Genomic DNA, 17,311 nt, shown 5'->3' on the forward strand with positions numbered 1-17,311 from the left:
AGTAGATATTTAAGGAGAATTGAAATGAAACAATTTACAGCTAATGAACTGCGTAAGGCCTGGAAACAGTTCTATATAGATCGTGGACATGTTGATTGCGGCGCTGTTTCACTTGTGTCCGACGGATCCACAGGTGTTATGTTCAACGTTGCAGGAATGCAGCCTCTTATGCCTTATCTTCTTGGTAAGAAGCATCCTATGGGAACAAGACTTTGCAACGTTCAGGGATGTGTTCGTACCAACGATATTGATTCCGTAGGTGATAAGAGCCATGGTACTTTCTTTGAGATGATGGGTAGCTGGTCTCTTGGCGATTACTTCAAGAAGGAAAGATGCCAGTGGAGTTTTGAGCTTCTTACTCAGCTTTTTGGATTCGATGCTGATCATCTTGCAGCAACAGTTTTTGCAGGAGATGAGAATGCTCCAAGAGATGAGGAAGGCGCTAAATATCGTATTGAATCAGGCTTTAAGCCCGAGAATATATATTATCTTCCAGCTGAGGATAACTGGTGGGGACTTGAATATGGTCCCTGCGGTCCCGACAGTGAGATGTTCTATGTTAAGGATGTTCCGGATTGCGGTCCTGACTGTGGTCCCGGCTGCCACTGCGGTAAGTATACTGAGATCGGTAACGATGTTTTCATGCAGTATGAGAAGCATCATGACGGCCATCTCACACCTCTTTCACAGAAGAACGTTGATACAGGTTGGGGACTTGAGAGAATTCTTGCTTTCCTTAACGGTGTAGATGATGTTTACAAGATCGATCTTCACGCACCTGTAATCGCATATATCGAAAAGGAGAGCGGAATTAAATATGAGTCAGATGAGAAGACCACAAGATCCATGAGAATTCTTGCTGACCACACACGTACTTCCGTAATGCTTATCGGCGATGAGGCTAAGCTTCTTCCTTCCAACACAGGAGCCGGTTATATTCTCAGAAGACTTATCAGAAGAGCTGTAAGACATGCAAGAACTCTCGGACTTAACAAGCAGCAGATTCTTGGCGTTGCTCAGATCTATATCGATGAGTACAAAGAGAGCTATGAGCACCTTAACAAGAATCAGAAATTTGTTCTTACCGAGCTTGAGAGAGAGATCACACGTTTTGAGTCCACTCTTGAAAATGGTATGAAGGAGTTCAAAAAGATCCTTGATGCTACTTCAGCAGCAGGCAAGAAGCAGATTGAGGGTAAGGATGCATTCTTCCTTTATGATACATTTGGATTCCCTGTAGAGCTCACAGCTGAGCTGGCAGAGGAAGAAGGACTTACAGTTGATGAGGAAGGCTTCAAGGCTTCCATGGAAGAACAGAAGCAGAAGGCCAGAGAGAATCAGAACTTCTCAGCTAACCTCGAAGCAGGCAAGGGTGTATTTGATAGCCTTGAGGAATCTGTAACTGTAGAATTCCTTGGATATGATGCACTGGGCTGCGACGGCAAGGTAGTTGCCATGGCAGGCGCTGAGGCTCTTACAGATGAGCTTACAGAGGGTCAGCAGGGAACAATCATCACTGACAGAACAACCTTCTATGGCACTATGGGTGGCCAGGTAGGTGATATCGGTGAGATCCTTGGCCAGAACGGAGCAAGATTTGAAGTTGCTGAGGCTGTTAAAGTAGCAGGCGGAAGAACAGCTCATGTTGGTAAGGTTGTAAGCGGAAGCTTCAAGACTTCTGACAGCGTATCTCTTAAAGTAGATGCAGAGAACAGAGCTAAGACCTGCCGCAATCACTCAGCAACTCACCTTCTTCAGAAGGCTCTTCAGCAGGTTCTCGGTGATGGAGTAGAGCAGGCCGGTTCATATCAGGATCCTGACAAAACAAGATTTGACTTCAGCTATCATCAGGCTATGACTGCTGACGAGATTGCTAAGGTTGAGGCAATCGTTAATGCTAAGATCCTTGAGGCACTTCCTGTAGTTACCAAGGAAATGTCTATCGAAGAAGCCAAGAAGACCGGAGCAATGGCTCTTTTTGGTGAGAAATACGGAGAAACAGTAAGAGTAGTAAACATGGGCGACTTCTCAATCGAGCTGTGCGGTGGTACCCATGTTGCCAATACAAGCCACATCGGACTTTTCAAGATCCTCTCAGAAAGCGGTGTTGCTGCCGGCGTTCGTCGTATCGAAGCACTTACCGGCGACAATGCAAGAGAGTATTACAGAGGTGTTGAGGCTAACCTTGGAGAGGCTGCCAAGACCCTTAAGACAACACCTGCAGATCTTGTGGCTCAGATCAAGAAGCTTCAGGAAGAGCTCAAGTCTCTCAGAAGCGAGAATGAGTCCCTTAAGAGCAAAGAGGCTCAGGCAGCTCTCGGAGACGTTATGGACCAGGTTAAAGAGGTCAAGGGAGTTAAGCTTCTTGCTACATCCGTTAAGGGTGTTGACATGAATGGACTTCGTGATCTTGGAGATCAGATGAAGACCAAGCTTGGTGAGGGCGTAGTTGTCCTTATTTCAGAGGCTGATGGCAAGGTTAATCTTGTAACCATGGCAACCGATGGCGCTATGGTCAAGGGAGCACATGCAGGTAATCTTGTTAAGGCAATCGCACCCAAGGTTGGCGGTGGCGGCGGCGGACGTCCCAACATGGCTCAGGCCGGAGGAAAGAATCCCGCAGGTATAGCCGACGCAATAGCAGAAGCAGAGAAGGTTCTCGAGAGCCAGATCGGCTGATATATATTTTTGTAATAAAAAATGCAAAATAACGCTTGACGTGCATGATAATTGTGATATAATTATTCATGTTATGTGAGCTTAATGGCTCAGTTTAAGCATAATAAATAACCCAATCAGTCATGTACTTGAAGGGACTGAAGGGAGGGTAAGAGTAGAGATGTCAACTGTAGTAGTAAAAGAAAACGAGACTTTGGATAGCGCGCTGCGTCGTTTTAAGAGAAGCTGCGCAAAAGCTGGTATTCAGCAGGAGATCCGTAAGAGAGAGCACTACGAGAAGCCAAGCGTACGACGCAAGAAAAAGTCTGAGGCAGCAAGAAAGCGCAAATATAACTAATTTAACTAAAAAGAGTCTTTGGCTTATGCCATAGGCTCTTTTTTATTCCTTTCAATCACTTATTTGTGTTAGAATAATATTCGTATGTGGATTTATATAATTATTGCCGTAATAATAATCATAGTGCTTTCGATTGCCGTTATTTATCATGATACTCATAGTTTTGTTGTCAGAAATTATGAGATTGAAACAGACAAGATTGATGGTGAGTTTACTTTTGTTCTGCTTTCAGATCTTCATGGATATACCTTCGGCCCCAATAATGAGAGGCTTATAAAGGCAGTCAGGGATATTAAGCCTGATGCTGTTCTCTGCGCCGGAGACATGTTTACCGCTCACGAAGCCTGTGGGAAGATCCGGTATGAGGCCGGCCTTCATGTGCTCACAGCTCTTGCCGGAGATTTTCCGGTATATGCCGGGAACGGTAACCACGAGCGCAGGATCAAGACTTCAACCGTGCAGTACGGCAACCTCTTTGACAGGTATAGAAGCGCGCTCCAAAGAGCCGGAGTACATACCATTGAAAATGACAGCATATCCATTCCTGAGAAGAATATTCGCATTTCAGGCTTGGATCTTAGCTATGAATATTTTAAAAAAGTGATCAAAAAAGATATGGAACCCGGGCATATTTCAAGACTTCTCGGAGACTCTGACAGAGATGCTTTTCAGGTTCTTATAGCACATAACCCTCAGTATTTTCCTGAATACAGTGACTGGGGCGCGGATCTTACGGTGGCCGGACATGTTCACGGTGGTATCATAAGACTTCCTGTATTGGGAGGTGTGATCTCACCGGCAATCGCTCTTTTCCCAAAGTACGATGGCGGCCTATTTGAGCGAAAAGGTAAATACATGGTTTTAAGCCGGGGACTCGGAACTCACAGCATTCATGTCAGAATGTTTAACCCCGGGGAGGTATGTGTGATCAAGATTTGTGGGAGATAACAATGTCACTTGAAGTTAAGCTTCAGGTGTTTGAAGGCCCCTTGGACCTTCTTTTGCACCTGATCGATAAAAACCAGATAGATATCTATGATATTCCGATTTTTACCATCACTGAGCAGTATATGCAGTACATCGGTGCCATGCAGAAAGAGGATATGGAAGTAACAAGCGAATTTCTTGTTATGGCAGCCACGCTTATTGATATCAAATGCAAAATGCTCCTTCCCAAGGAAGTCAATGAAGAAGGAGAGGAAGAGGATCCAAGAGCCGAGCTTGTTGAGAAACTTCTTGAGTATAAGATGTACAAATACATGGCTTATGAGCTCAAAGACAGGCAGATGGACGCAGGACTTTCCTGGTACCGCACCAAAAATATTCCCAAGGAAGTCAGGGACTATGAGGCACCGGTCAATCTGGAGGATCTTATCGGTGATGCTACTCTGAACAAGCTCAATTCTATTTTTCAGGAGCTTTTAAAGAGACAGGAAGACAAGGTGGATCCCATCAGAAGCAAATTCGGCAATATCGAGAAGGAAGAAGTCGATATGGATGCCAAGTATCTGTATGTTAAGGCCTATATCCGTGAGCATACCAGATTCAGCTTCAGACAGCTCCTTGAGAAGCAGCACAGCAAGAATGAGATTATCGTAACATTCCTCGTTATGCTGGAGGAGATCAAGCTGGGAGAAATAGAGATAGAGCAGGAGACCACCTTCGGCGATATCATAATCACATCAAGAAAGGCAAGCTGAGAATATGATAATAGAAGAGGGAGCAGCCGTAGTTGAGGCTATTCTGTTTACAATGGGGGATTCTGTCGAGCTTAGTGCCCTTGCCAAGGCCATCGGGACAGATGTAAAAGAGATCAAGAAATACGTTCAGTATCTTAAGGAAAAATATGAAAGAACCGACAGCGGTATCGGTATCATTGAGCTTGAGAAATCAGTGCAGCTGTGCACCAGAAAAGAAATGTATGAATACCTGGTTAAAATTGCAAAAGCTCCTAAGAAGGCGGTACTAACGGATTCGCTTATGGAGACGCTGTCGATAATAGCCTACAAGCAGCCTATTACCAGGTTGGAAGTAGAGAAGATAAGAGGTGTAAATTCAGATCATGCCGTGAACAGACTTGTGGAATTCGGACTGGTTCAGGAACTTGGCAGATTGGATGCGCCGGGAAGACCCCTTCTTTTCGGAACTACAGAGGAGTTTTTGAGAAGCTTTGGCGTTAAGTCCCTTGAGGAGCTTCCATTCATCGGAACCGTGCAGGTAGAGGAGTTCAAGGCACAAGCTGAAGAAGAAGTTAACTTAAAACTGGATATTTAAGATACAAAAACTTAAAAATATGTGAGAATACTGAATTTTTTCTGTATTCTCGCTTTTTTTTGCCCACAAGTGTGGTATACTATATTCTGACTTATGTTGCGAAATTTGCGACTATTCCGAGTCTCAGCTCTGAATAATACATCAATTTTTTCACGGAGGTTAAACAAATGAGTAGTTCTTCACAAGCGAGTCAGAGAATTAATGCTTTGCTCGATGAAAACAGTTTCGTTGAAATTGGCGCCCTTGTGACTGCAAGAAGCACAGATTTCAATCTGAAACAGGAAGAAACACCATCTGACGGCGTTGTTACCGGATATGGTGTTATCGACGGTAACCTGGTATATGTTTACAGCCAGGATTCGTCAGTTCTTGGCGGATCTATTGGTGAAATGCATGCCAAGAAGATCGTTCGCCTGTATGAACTGGCTATCAAGACAGGATCTCCTGTAATCGGTCTTATCGATTCAGCAGGACTTCGTCTTCAGGAAGGAGCCGATGCACTTAATGCATTCGGTGAAATCTATCTTAAGCAGGTGGAGGCTTCCGGCGTAGTTCCTCAGATCACAGCCGTATTCGGAAACTGTGGTGGAGGACTTGCACTGATTCCTTCAATCACTGACTTCACATTCATGGAATCTGACAAGGCAAAACTCTTTGTTAATTCACCTAATGTCCTTGAGGGCAATTATAAAGAGAAATGTGACACTTCAAGTGCCAAGTGGCAGTCAGCCGAGACTGGCAACGTAGATGTTGTTGCTGACGAGGCTACTGTATACGCACAGATCAGAGAGCTCGTTTCGCTTCTTCCTTCCAACAACGAAGATGGTGATTCTTACGAGGAGTGCTCTGACGATCTTAACAGAGCCTGCGAGAACCTTGACGGCTGTGCTGCAGATCCTGCACTTGTTGCTTCACAGATCTCAGACAACGGCGTATTCTTCGAGACAAAGAGAGCGTATGCTAAAGAGATGGTTACAGGCTTCATCAAGCTTAACGGTGCTACAGTAGGACTTGTAGGTAACCGTACAGCTATTTTTGACGAGAACGGCAAAGAGGCTGAGAAGTTTGAGGACAAGCTTACAGGACACGGATGCGAGAAGGCTGCAGAGTTTGTTAATTTCTGCGATGCTTTTGATATTCCTGTTCTTACACTTAACAATGCTACAGGCTTCGGCTCAACCAGATGTGATGAGAAGCATGTTGCTAAGGCTGCAGGCAGACTTGTTTATGCACTTGCCAATGCGACAGTACCTAAGGTTAACCTTATCACAGGTAAGGCTTTCGGATCAGCTTACGTTATCATGAACTCCAAGGCTCTTGGAGCAGATGTTACCATCAGCTGGCCTGATGCTCAGATCGGAACCATGGATGCAGGTCTTGCAGCCAAGATCATTGCTGACGGCAAGGATGCAGAGACTGTTTCCAAGACAGCTTCCGAGTACGCTGCTCTTCAGAACAATGTTAAGAGCGCAGCTGCAAGAGGATACGTAGACGAGATCATCGAGCCTGCGGATACCAGAAAATACGTAATCGGAGCATTTGAAATGCTTTTTACAAAAAGAGATGAGCGTCCTGCCAAAAAACATGGCACAGTATAAATGAAGGGAGCACTCAGAATGAAAAGTAAACTTTTAGTTTTGGGCGTTATGCTCAGCTGCCTTCTTGGTCTTACAGCCTGCGGGCAGGAGATTAATTATAATTCCGTTGAAGGAAGCAGATATCAGGCTGAAACCTTTAATGTCGAGAATTTAAGAGCCTTCGCCACAACAGTTGAGGATCAGTGGTTTGAGAACTGGTACTTACAGGGAATCACACCACAGAACTTCGAAGAGAAAATGTACTTTTCCCTTGCCGGTTACGGCGATGATTACTACGAGGTAATCTACAAGGGCTATGACAGCTGGTGCAAGGCAGTTGAAGAGCTTGGTTATTCCAATCTTGAGACATTGCAGGGAGACATCAGTGTTACCGACACCAAGTTCTATATTAACAGCGACGGTGTTCTTGTTGCCCAGAGTGAACTTACAGGCACAACACATACAGCCAATATGGAGATGTATTTCAAGAATAACGGTCAGCCTACTGATATCGGTGTAACGGTTAACAAGTCTACCCCGGAGAAGTTAGGAAATGCCGGACTTAATACCCTTTTGGGTATGGGAATGGCCTTCGCCATCCTCATAATCATTTCCCTTATTATTTCACTCTTCCCGTTGTTTATCGGCGGTGGCAAAAAGAAGAAAGAGAGCGATAAGGAAATCACCCAGAAGGCAATGGACAATGCGACCAACCAGATTGCAGAGCAGGAAGAACTTACAAATGATGCTGAGCTGGTAGCCGTAATTGCAGCCGCTATAGCTGCTTATGAAGGTAGCGGTGGAACTGATGGCTTTGTTGTAAGATCCATCAGAAAGAGAAATACAAATTGGAAAAATAATTGATAAAGGCATCGCTATGGCATGCTTCTAATTTTGAAAGGAGACACAATGAAGAATTATACAATAACCGTTAACGGAAACGTATATGATGTAACAGTAGAAGAGGGACAGAGCACAGGCGCAGCTCCTGCCAGAGCAGCAGCTCCCGCCGTTAAGGCTCCCGCAGCTCCCGCTAAGAAGACAAGCGCAGGCGCAGGCAGTATCAAGGTTGAGGCCGGTGCAGCAGGTAAGGTTCTTAAGATCAACGCCAACGTTGGCCAGTCTGTTAAGAAGGGTGACACAGTTGTAACCATCGAGTCCATGAAGATGGAGATTCCTATGGTTGCTCCTGCAGACGGAACAGTAGCAAGTGTTGATGTTGCAGCCGGTGATCCCGTTGAGGCAGGAACAGTTCTTGCAACTCTTAACTAATTATTTGTCAGAGAACTATTCACGATTATTAAACTAAGAAATGAGGATAGAAAATGGATTACATAGTTAATACATTATCAAATCTCTGGCAGCAAACAGCATTTACCACAATGACACCCGGTAACTATATCATGGTTGTTGTGGCGCTGATTTTCTTATATCTTGCTATTGCCAAAGGATTTGAGCCTTTGCTTTTGGTACCAATTTCATTTGGTATGCTTCTTGTAAATATTTATCCTGATATCATGGCTAAGCCGGTAGGTGATGCAGCAGGCGGACTCCTTCATTATTTCTACATCCTTGATGAATGGGCTATCCTTCCTTCACTTATCTTCCTTGGTGTAGGAGCCATGACAGACTTTGGTCCCCTTATTGCCAACCCCATCAGCTTCCTTATGGGAGCAGGTGCTCAGTTCGGTATTTTTTCTGCTTACTTTATGGCCATTTTCTTCGGCTTTAATGACAAGCAGGCCGCAGCTGTTTCAATCATCGGTGGTGCAGACGGACCTACATCTATTTTCCTTGCATCCAAACTTCATCAGACATCAATTTTAGGACCTATCGCCGTTGCAGCTTACTCCTATATGGCTCTGGTTCCTATGATTCAGCCGCCTATTATGAAGTTTCTTACAACACAGAAGGAGAGAACCATCAGAATGCAGCAGCTTAGAGAAGTATCCAAGCTGGAGAAGATTCTCTTTCCTGTAATCGTTACTATCGTTGTTAGTATGATTCTTCCTACAACAGCACCCCTTATCGGTATGCTGATGCTCGGAAATCTTTTCAGAGAGTCAGGAGTAGTTCGTCAGCTTCAGGAAACAGCTTCCAACGCACTTATGTACATCGTAGTTATCCTTCTTGGAACATCAGTAGGTGCTACAACAAGTGCTGAGGCTTTCCTTAACAAGACAACACTTATCATCGTTGTACTTGGACTTATAGCTTTTGCTTTCGGTACTGCAGCAGGTTGTTTGCTTGGTAAACTCTTATGTTTGATCACCGGAGGAAAGATCAATCCTCTTATCGGTTCAGCAGGCGTATCTGCCGTTCCTATGGCAGCCCGTGTTTCACAGAAGGTTGGTGCGGAGTATGATCCTTCCAACTTCCTGCTCATGCATGCTATGGGACCTAATGTTGCAGGAGTTATCGGTACCGCAGTAGTTGCTGGTACATTCATGGCAGTATTTGGTGTATAAAATCTTTTATGAAAGGAAAATAAAGAAATGGCAGATATACAGAAAAAACCTGTTCGTATCAATGAGACCGTTCTCCGTGATGCGCATCAGTCACTGATCGCTACAAGAATGCCTACAGAGGTTATGCTTCCGATCATTGATACAATGGATAAAGTCGGATATAACGCAGTAGAGTGCTGGGGCGGAGCTACATTCGATTCCTGCATGAGATTCCTTAAGGAAGATCCCTGGGAGAGACTTCGTAAGCTCAGAGACGGCTTCAAGAATACCAAGCTTCAGATGCTCCTTCGTGGACAGAACATCCTTGGTTACAAGCACTATCCCGATGACGTTGTAGAGTACTTCGTACAGAAGTCTATCGCAAACGGTATCGATATTATCAGAATCTTTGACTGTCTTAACGACCTTAGAAACCTTGAGGCATCTGTTAAGGCTTGTAAGAAAGAGGGCGGACATGCTCAGATCGCTCTTGCATACACCCTTGGTGATGCATATACACTTGATTATTGGATGAACATTGCCAAAGATATCGAGGCAATGGGCGCAGATTCAATCTGTATCAAGGATATGGCAGGACTTCTTCTTCCTTACGAGGCAGAGAAGCTTGTTAAGGCCCTTAAGAGCGCAACCAAGCTTCCTATCGACCTTCATACTCACTACACATCAGGTGTTGCCAGTATGACATACATGAAGGCAGCTGAGGCCGGTGTTGATATCATCGACTGCGCAATTTCACCTTTCGCTCTCGGAACTTCACAGCCCGCTACCGAGGTTATGGTAGAAGCCTTCAAGGGACAGCCTTTTGAGACAGGTCTTGACCAGAAGATTCTTGCTAAGATCGCAGATCACTTCAGACCTTACAGAGAAGAGTGCTTAAAGAGCGGACTTATGGATGCCAAGGTTCTTGGTGTTAACATCAAGACTCTTATGTATCAGGTTCCCGGCGGTATGCTTTCCAACATGGTTAGCCAGCTCAAGGAGCAGAACGCAAGCGACAAGTACAACACAGTGCTTGAGGAGATTCCTCAGGTTCGTAAGGACTTCGGTGAGCCTCCGCTTGTTACTCCTTCATCACAGATCGTTGGAACACAGGCTGTTATGAACGTTCTTATGGGTGAGAGATACAAGGTTGCTACTGACCAGACCAAGGATCTTCTTGCCGGAGAATATGGTAAGACAATCAAGCCTTTCAACCCCGAAGTTCAGAAGAAGATCATCGGCGACAGAGAGGTTATTACCTGCAGACCTGCAGATAAGCTTGAGCCCGGACTTAAGAAGTTCGAAGAGCAGGTTGCACAGTGGAAGCAGCAGGATGAAGACGTTCTTTCATACGCTCTCTTCCCACAGGTTGCTACAGACTTCTTCAAGTATCGTATGGCACAGCAGGACAAGGTTGACGTAACTGCTGCAGATACCAAGAATGGTGCGTATCCTGTGTAATATAGCAACTTATACGATTTGTATAAATTAAATCGAAAATAAAATAAAAAGATGATATTTTGTATGTTTCATAAACAAAATATCATCTTTTTTTAATATTTGAGAACATCAATTGTGATAAAATTATACTATGGATAAGTATAGAAGGCACAGACAAATAAGAAAACATGTAGAAATAGGCGAGCGTCAGGGCAGAGAGCTTAGAAAAGGCGATCTTAACAGACAGATGCTGGCCTTAGATGTATGTAACGGGTTCAGAATAAGACCCGGTATGTACAATATTTATGGTGCGACCATGCTTACTGATGGTGTTAACTTTACCATCAATTCAAACGGAGCAACGTCAATTACCTTGCTACTATATAATCGTGGAGAGAGTAGGCCTTTTGCCACTATTCCTTTTCCTCAAAGTTATAGGATTGGTAAGGTCTATTCCATGATTGTATTCGGACTTGATATTGAGAATCTTGAATACTGCTATAGCGTGGATGGACCCTGGGATCCCGAAAAGGGCCTATTGTTTGACAAGAATCATGTACTTCTGGACCCTTACGCCAAGGCTGTTTCAGGCCAGAGAATCTGGGGACAGAGGCCAAACAGGGACGGCGCCTACAGAGCCAGAGTTGTGCGAAATAACTTTGAATGGAACGACACCAACAGCCTTAATATTCCCATGTGTGATTCAGTTATCTATGAGATGCATGTAAGAGGCTTCACCATGGATGAGTCCTCTAATGTACACTGCAGAGGTACCTTCGAGGGAATCAAGGAGAAGGTGGACTATCTTAAGAGACTTGGTATTACAGCCGTTGAGCTCATGCCTATTTTTGAGTTTGACGAGACTAGGGATAAGAGAGAAGTAAACGGAAGAACGCTTCTTGATTACTGGGGATATAACACAATAAGCTTTTTTGCCCCCAATACAAGCTACGCTTCTCAGACAGAGTACAACAAAGAGGGCGTTGAACTTAAGCACATGATCAAAACGCTTAAGGATAACGGAATAGAGGTTATTCTTGACGTTGTATTCAATCATACTGCTGAAGGAAACGAGAACGGTCCTTTTATATCATTTAAGGGCTTTGACAACAATATCTATTATTTGCTTACTCCTTACGGACAGTACTACAATTTTAGCGGATGCGGCAACACAATGAACTGTAATCATCCTATTGTTCAGGAATTTATTGTTGAATGCCTGAGATATTGGGTTGAAGAATACAGAGTTGACGGATTCAGATTCGATCTTGCAAGTATCCTTGGAAGAGATCAGGACGGATCTCCAATGGAAAGGCCGCCTCTTATTCAGCGACTTGCGTATGACCCGATTCTTGGAAATGTCAAGCTGATTGCTGAGGCCTGGGATGCAGGTGGAATGTATCAGGTAGGTAATTTCCCGGCTTGGAAGCGTTGGGCTGAGTGGAACGGTAAGTACAGAGATGATATCAGATCTTTCCTTAAGGGAGATATCTGGTCTGCACCGGATGCCGTGCGCAGAATTACAGGTTCACTTGATCTGTACGGCGGAGCATATCTTGGATATGAGTCTTCTATTAACTTCATTACTTGCCACGATGGATTTACGCTTCACGATCTGTACTCATATAATGGCAAGCATAATGAAGACAACGGATGGAATAACACAGACGGAGCCAACGATAACAGGAGCTGGAATTGTGGCGTTGAAGGTGAGACCGATGATCCGGGAATAATGGATCTTCGTTTCAGAATGATGAGAAATGCCATTGCTGTACTTATGTGCAGCAGAGGAACTCCGATGATATATGCCGGAGATGAATTTGGCAACACTCAGTTTGGAAATAATAATGCATACTGCCAGGATAATCAGATTTCCTGGCTCGACTGGAAGCTTCTGGACAAAAATAAAGAGTTCTTTGATTTTTACAGAAACATGATTCAGTTCAGAAGAAAGCATCCTTGCATCAGAAAGGACCTTAGACCTGCAGAGTGCGGATATCCCCATATTTCAGTTCATACCGAGAATCCGGATAACGGAAATATTACCGGAGATTCCAAGGTGGTATGCGTAAGATTTGCAGGCTATATCAAGAGAAAGGGCCATGATGACATTGTATATCTTGCAATAAATGCTTTTTGGGAAGATATACAGATTATGCTGCCCAATCCTCCGGAAGGAGCTTATTGGTCTCTCTGTGTAGATACAGGTGACGAATCCGGCAAATATTTTTACAACAGACCCAAACCCCTTACCTGGAGAAATAAAACCATGAAGGCCAGAAGTGTCAGCGTATTCATTGCGTCGTACGGAGCAGAATATGGCAACTGATGATAAATCAAAGGGTAACAATTTGATAGTCGGCGGTTATGAGTTCATGACAGAAATTGACGCCCAAAAGGGAGCTATGGATCTGAATAAGATCAAGCTCCTTAATACCCGTGCCAAGGCAACAAGGCCTCAGGATATAAAAGCTGTTTATGAAAAGGCAATTGAAAATAAGATCTTTAAGACACCCCTAGGCTGGGGGTATCTTGCAAACCTCAGAGCCAAGCTTATAGAGAGCGGCTATAAGGAAGATGACCTTATTCCTATTCCGCTTGGCGTAACAATTACAAGGCATTCTGCCATGGAGAACCTGTCCGTAAGGCAGCGGATCAAACCGGAAAAGAAGAAAAACAGCCTTGAATTCAAAAGAGTTTTTCCTATAGTTTTGAGTGCTATTTTAACTATTCTAGTAATAGTGATGTTTTTGATTACAGTAACCAGTGAAAGTGATAATATAATTAATTACAGGCGAAATGTGACCAATCGCTATGCCTCATGGGAGCAGGACCTTAAAGAACGCGAAAAGAAAGTAAGGGAAGCTGAAAAAAGACTTGGCATCGAGGATACATCAAGTTATTATGAGGATACAGATAGCAATTAGCTAGGAGGAATTACTTTAATGGAAGATCTGAAAATTCTGGTAGTTGATGACGAGAGCAGAATGCGCAAACTCGTTAAAGACTTTTTGGTAAAAGACGGATATCTGGTTCTGGAAGCAGAGGATGGCCAGCAGGCTCTTGATCTGTTCTATGACGACAAGGATATAGCGCTTATTATATTAGATGTTATGATGCCCAAGAGGGATGGCTGGGAGGTCTGCAGGGAGATCAGGAGCAATTCCAAGGTTCCTATCATCATGCTCACAGCCAAGGCTGAGGAAAGAGATGAGCTTCTGGGCTTCGAACTGGGTGTCGATGAGTATATTTCCAAGCCCTTCAGCCCCAAGATTCTTGCGGCCAGAGTATCGGCCATTCTCAGAAGAACCAATCAGGCTCTTAACAACCAGGTTATGGAGGTGGGCGGCATCGTAGTTAATAAGGTGGCTCACAGCGTTGCGGTGGATGGTAAGGAAGTTGAACTTAGCTACAAGGAATTTGAACTTCTGTCATTCTTCTTTGAAAATAAGGGCGTTGCTCTTTCACGAGAAAAGATACTGAATAATGTTTGGAATTATGATTATTTCGGAGATGCCAGAACAATAGATACCCATGTTAAAAAACTGCGCGGTAAGCTTGGACCTAAGGGAGACATGATCAAGACTATCTGGGGAATGGGGTATAAGTTTGAAGAAATCGACAAGTAATCCGAACACGGATAAGACCCGTTCGATACGCTTCGAAATGAGCATGGCTTTCCTTCTTATAATGATAGGAACCTTTGCACTTTGTCTTGTAATCAACCTTCTTTTCATGGAAAGGTTCTATGTACAGAATAAGAGAGAGGCTATCATCGAAGCCTATAGAAGCATAGCTACTGCCATAAATAACGGTGATATCACATCCGATGAGTTCGATATTGAAATTACACATATCTGTGAGAGATACAACATTGAGATGATCGTTCTCGATGCGGATTCCAAGACAGTCAAAGCATCGGCCAATAATGCGGAGATGCTGACTAAGATTTTATGGGAAAACATGCTCAATCCCGTAAATGGTGGTTATGTCATTGAGAACAAGACTATTTTGGATATTGGAGACGATTATACGCTTCAGCTTGAAGAGGATAAGTCTACCGGCAGACAATATCTTGAGATGTGGGGAATTGTCGGAAACGGACATTTGGTACTTGTAAGATCAACCATGGAGAGTATTAAGGACAGTGTCATGATTTCCAATACTTTCATGGCTTACGTCGGAGTAATGGCAGTAGTTACCGGTTCCATAATGATCCTCTATATTTCCAAAAAGTTTACTGATCCCATCAAAAAGCTCTATCTCATTTCCGATGAGATGAAGAAGCTGAATTTCGAAGCAAAGTATGAAAATGACGGTACTTCACATAATGAGATCGATGTTCTTGGCGAGAACATGAATGAACTGTCCGAGACCCTTGAATCAACAATCAAGGAACTCAAGAATGCCAACGTGGCGCTGAAGCGTGATATTGCGAGGAAGGAAGAGGTTGATGAGATGCGTAAGGAGTTTTTATCCAATGTATCTCATGAACTAAAGACTCCTATAGCACTTATTCAGGGATACGCAGAAGGTCTCAAGGAAGGCGTCAGCGATGATGAGGAGAGCAGGAATTTCTACTGCGAGGTAATCATGGATGAAGCCTCCAAGATGAACATCATGGTTAAAAAACTGCTCACCTTGAATCAGCTTGAATTTGGCAATGAAACAGCCAATATGGAGCGCTTTGATATTGTGGACATGATTCGCAATTATCTTAAATCCGCAGAACTTCTTGCTCAGAAAAAAGATGTCACTGTAAAATTCGATGATTACAGTCCGATATTTGTCTGGGGCGATGAATTTAAGATTGAGGAAGTGCTTCAGAATTACTACAGCAACGCATTAAACCATATAGATGGGGATAAGATTATAGAAGTTAAGCTTCTTACCAATGATAATCACGTGAGAGTATCGGTGTTTAACACTGGCAAGCCTATTCCTGCTGAAAGCATAGGACATATCTGGGATAAATTTTACAAGGTTGACAAGGCAAGAACCAGAGAATACGGCGGAAGCGGAGTGGGACTCTCTATTGTTAAGGCCATTATGGAAGGCATGCATCAGGCTTATGGCGTCGTCAATTATGATAACGGCGTGGAATTTTACTTTGAACTTGAAACTAAATAGACCGTACAAGAGGTGGTTTATGAGGGTGAAAAAGTATTATGGGCTATTGGCCATCATAGGAAGCATCCTGATTCTTACAGGCTGCGGCGAGAGTTTTCCTGATCTTACTGATGAACAGTATAATCAGACTGTTGAGTATGCCGTTGTACTTCTTATGAAGTATTCCAATAACGGTCAGTCAAGACTTGTCTACATTGATGCCAAGGAGGAGCAGAAAAACAGAGAGAGGCAGGCCAGAAAAGAAGCCAAGGAAGCTGAGAATGAACAGACTGAAAGTAAGCAGACTACACCGGCGCCAGCTGCACCGGCTCAGGTAGAACCTGCTCCTGTTGAAAGCACTGAATATCCAAGCGAAGAAGAAAACAACGAAAATGTTATGACAGGTGAAGACCTTGCATCAGCAGGAGAAGAGAATTCTGCGACCGATACTGGCGGTGATACCGGAAGTGATGCTCCTAAGCATCCGGAAGCAATTACATTATCTTCCGAACAATCCCAGGAGATATCATCGGATTTATTCCTTTCATATCAGGGATATTCGGTTTCCAGCACTTATCCTGAGAGCTCCAAGAGCTACGTGGTAAACGCCGACAAGGGCAAGAAGCTTCTGGTTCTTAGATTTGACCTTTATAATGGTTCGGATTCAGCCAAAGATGTAAATATGATTAAGTATAACCTTCTATTCCAGGTTCTGCTTAATGATAAGAATATTGGTTATACTTCAGTTACATTCCTGCCTAATGACTTGTCCTCATATGTCGGAACCATTGATTCAAGAGCACACGAGAGTCTTGTTGTACTGACTCAGATTGGAGAGAACGAGGCGACCAATATAGAGAGCCTTGGAATGATTGTTGCTGAAGGTGATGAAGAGCAGACTGTTTATCTTAAGTGACCATATATATAGAACTAAGAGCCCTTGGAAAAGGGCTCTTTTCTAATGCTTTCTTATATTTATTAAAAAAATAAAAAAAGTTGAAAAAAGTTGTTGACATTAGTATGCCCCAGTGATATATTTATATTCGTTGCTGATGCGGACAAGAAACACCGCAAATGCAGCAGTGGAGCGGATTCTAGGCTCCTGAACCTTGACAAATAAACAGTAATGCAACCCTGAAAAATTCCAAGAGAATTATTCAGAATTAACAAACCAAAAGTAATAACGGACAGAACATAAGGCCAAGCTTTTAGTTCTGGCCGGATTGAACAAAACATTTAAACGTGAGAGTTCGATCCTGGCTCAGGATGAACGCTGGCGGCGTGCCTAACACATGCAAGTCGAACGGACTTAAGACGCTGATGAGGCTTCGGCGGATTCTTGTTTTAAGTTAGTGGCGGACGGGTGAGTAACGCGTGGGCAACCTGCCTCATACTGGGGGATAGCAGTTGGAAACGACTGATAATACCGCATAAGCGCACAGAGTCGC

15 protein-coding genes and 1 rRNA gene are annotated in these 17,311 nt (G+C 43.8%); all 16 read left to right on the forward strand.

Features of this window, described 5'->3' with window-relative positions; translation table 11 throughout:
* The first annotated feature begins 24 nt into the window (after positions 1-24).
* Entirely contained in the window at positions 25-2,679 is a 2,655-nt protein-coding gene (alaS, locus tag G588_RS0110835; protein WP_022778761.1) for an alanine--tRNA ligase, read from the forward strand.
* Between the two features lie 160 nt (positions 2,680-2,839).
* Positions 2,840-3,016 carry a 30S ribosomal protein S21 gene (gene rpsU, locus G588_RS0110840; protein ID WP_013280615.1) on the forward strand — a complete coding sequence of 59 codons (177 nt, stop codon included), beginning with the start codon at positions 2,840-2,842 and terminating at the stop codon, positions 3,014-3,016.
* A gap of 84 nt (positions 3,017-3,100) precedes the next feature.
* Entirely contained in the window at positions 3,101-3,964 is an 864-nt protein-coding gene (locus tag G588_RS0110845) for a metallophosphoesterase (protein WP_022778762.1), read from the forward strand.
* A gap of 2 nt (positions 3,965-3,966) precedes the next feature.
* The gene (locus G588_RS0110850; protein WP_022778763.1) at positions 3,967-4,716 is read left to right on the forward strand and encodes a segregation and condensation protein A; all 750 of its coding nucleotides are present in this window, start codon (positions 3,967-3,969) and stop codon (positions 4,714-4,716) included.
* A 4-nt stretch (positions 4,717-4,720) separates the two neighbouring features.
* Positions 4,721-5,290, forward strand: a complete 570-nt coding sequence (gene scpB, locus G588_RS0110855) for an SMC-Scp complex subunit ScpB (protein ID WP_022778764.1) — start codon at positions 4,721-4,723, stop codon at positions 5,288-5,290.
* Positions 5,291-5,457: 167 nt separating this feature from the next.
* Positions 5,458-6,888: an acyl-CoA carboxylase subunit beta gene (locus tag G588_RS0110860; RefSeq protein ID WP_022778765.1), complete on the forward strand. Its 1,431-nt coding sequence runs from the start codon at positions 5,458-5,460 to the stop codon at positions 6,886-6,888.
* 18 nt (positions 6,889-6,906) lie between these two features.
* Positions 6,907-7,731, forward strand: coding sequence for an OadG family transporter subunit (locus G588_RS21560; protein ID WP_196804975.1), 825 nt, complete (start codon positions 6,907-6,909; stop codon positions 7,729-7,731).
* A gap of 45 nt (positions 7,732-7,776) precedes the next feature.
* Positions 7,777-8,139 carry a biotin/lipoyl-containing protein gene (locus G588_RS0110870; protein WP_022778767.1) on the forward strand — a complete coding sequence of 121 codons (363 nt, stop codon included), beginning with the start codon at positions 7,777-7,779 and terminating at the stop codon, positions 8,137-8,139.
* Positions 8,140-8,192: 53 nt separating this feature from the next.
* Positions 8,193-9,335, forward strand: a complete 1,143-nt coding sequence (locus tag G588_RS0110875; protein WP_022778768.1) for a sodium ion-translocating decarboxylase subunit beta — start codon at positions 8,193-8,195, stop codon at positions 9,333-9,335.
* A 27-nt stretch (positions 9,336-9,362) separates the two neighbouring features.
* Complete coding sequence (locus tag G588_RS0110880) at positions 9,363-10,775, forward strand: oxaloacetate decarboxylase subunit alpha (RefSeq protein WP_022778769.1); 1,413 nt, start codon at positions 9,363-9,365, stop codon at positions 10,773-10,775.
* A gap of 226 nt (positions 10,776-11,001) precedes the next feature.
* Positions 11,002-13,083 carry a glycogen debranching protein GlgX gene (glgX, locus tag G588_RS0110885; protein WP_051139936.1) on the forward strand — a complete coding sequence of 694 codons (2,082 nt, stop codon included), beginning with the start codon at positions 11,002-11,004 and terminating at the stop codon, positions 13,081-13,083.
* Positions 13,073-13,681: a hypothetical protein gene (locus tag G588_RS21565; protein ID WP_022778771.1), complete on the forward strand. Its 609-nt coding sequence runs from the start codon at positions 13,073-13,075 to the stop codon at positions 13,679-13,681. Before glgX ends, G588_RS21565 begins: the two co-directional genes overlap by 11 nt.
* 18 nt (positions 13,682-13,699) lie before the next feature.
* On the forward strand, positions 13,700-14,383 hold the full coding sequence (locus tag G588_RS0110895; protein ID WP_022778772.1) for a response regulator transcription factor: 684 nt from the start codon (positions 13,700-13,702) through the stop codon (positions 14,381-14,383).
* On the forward strand, positions 14,364-15,884 hold the full coding sequence (locus G588_RS0110900) for a HAMP domain-containing sensor histidine kinase (protein ID WP_022778773.1): 1,521 nt from the start codon (positions 14,364-14,366) through the stop codon (positions 15,882-15,884). Before G588_RS0110895 ends, G588_RS0110900 begins: the two co-directional genes overlap by 20 nt.
* Positions 15,885-15,903: 19 nt before the next feature.
* A complete protein-coding gene (locus G588_RS0110905; RefSeq protein WP_022778774.1) occupies positions 15,904-16,779 on the forward strand; it encodes a hypothetical protein in 876 nt (291 codons plus the stop codon).
* 322 nt (positions 16,780-17,101) lie between these two features.
* Positions 17,102-17,311 (forward strand): 16S ribosomal RNA (locus G588_RS0110910); the annotation flags it as partial.

This window comes from Butyrivibrio sp. AE3009, assembly GCF_000420845.1.
GTDB lineage: Bacteria > Bacillota > Clostridia > Lachnospirales > Lachnospiraceae > Butyrivibrio.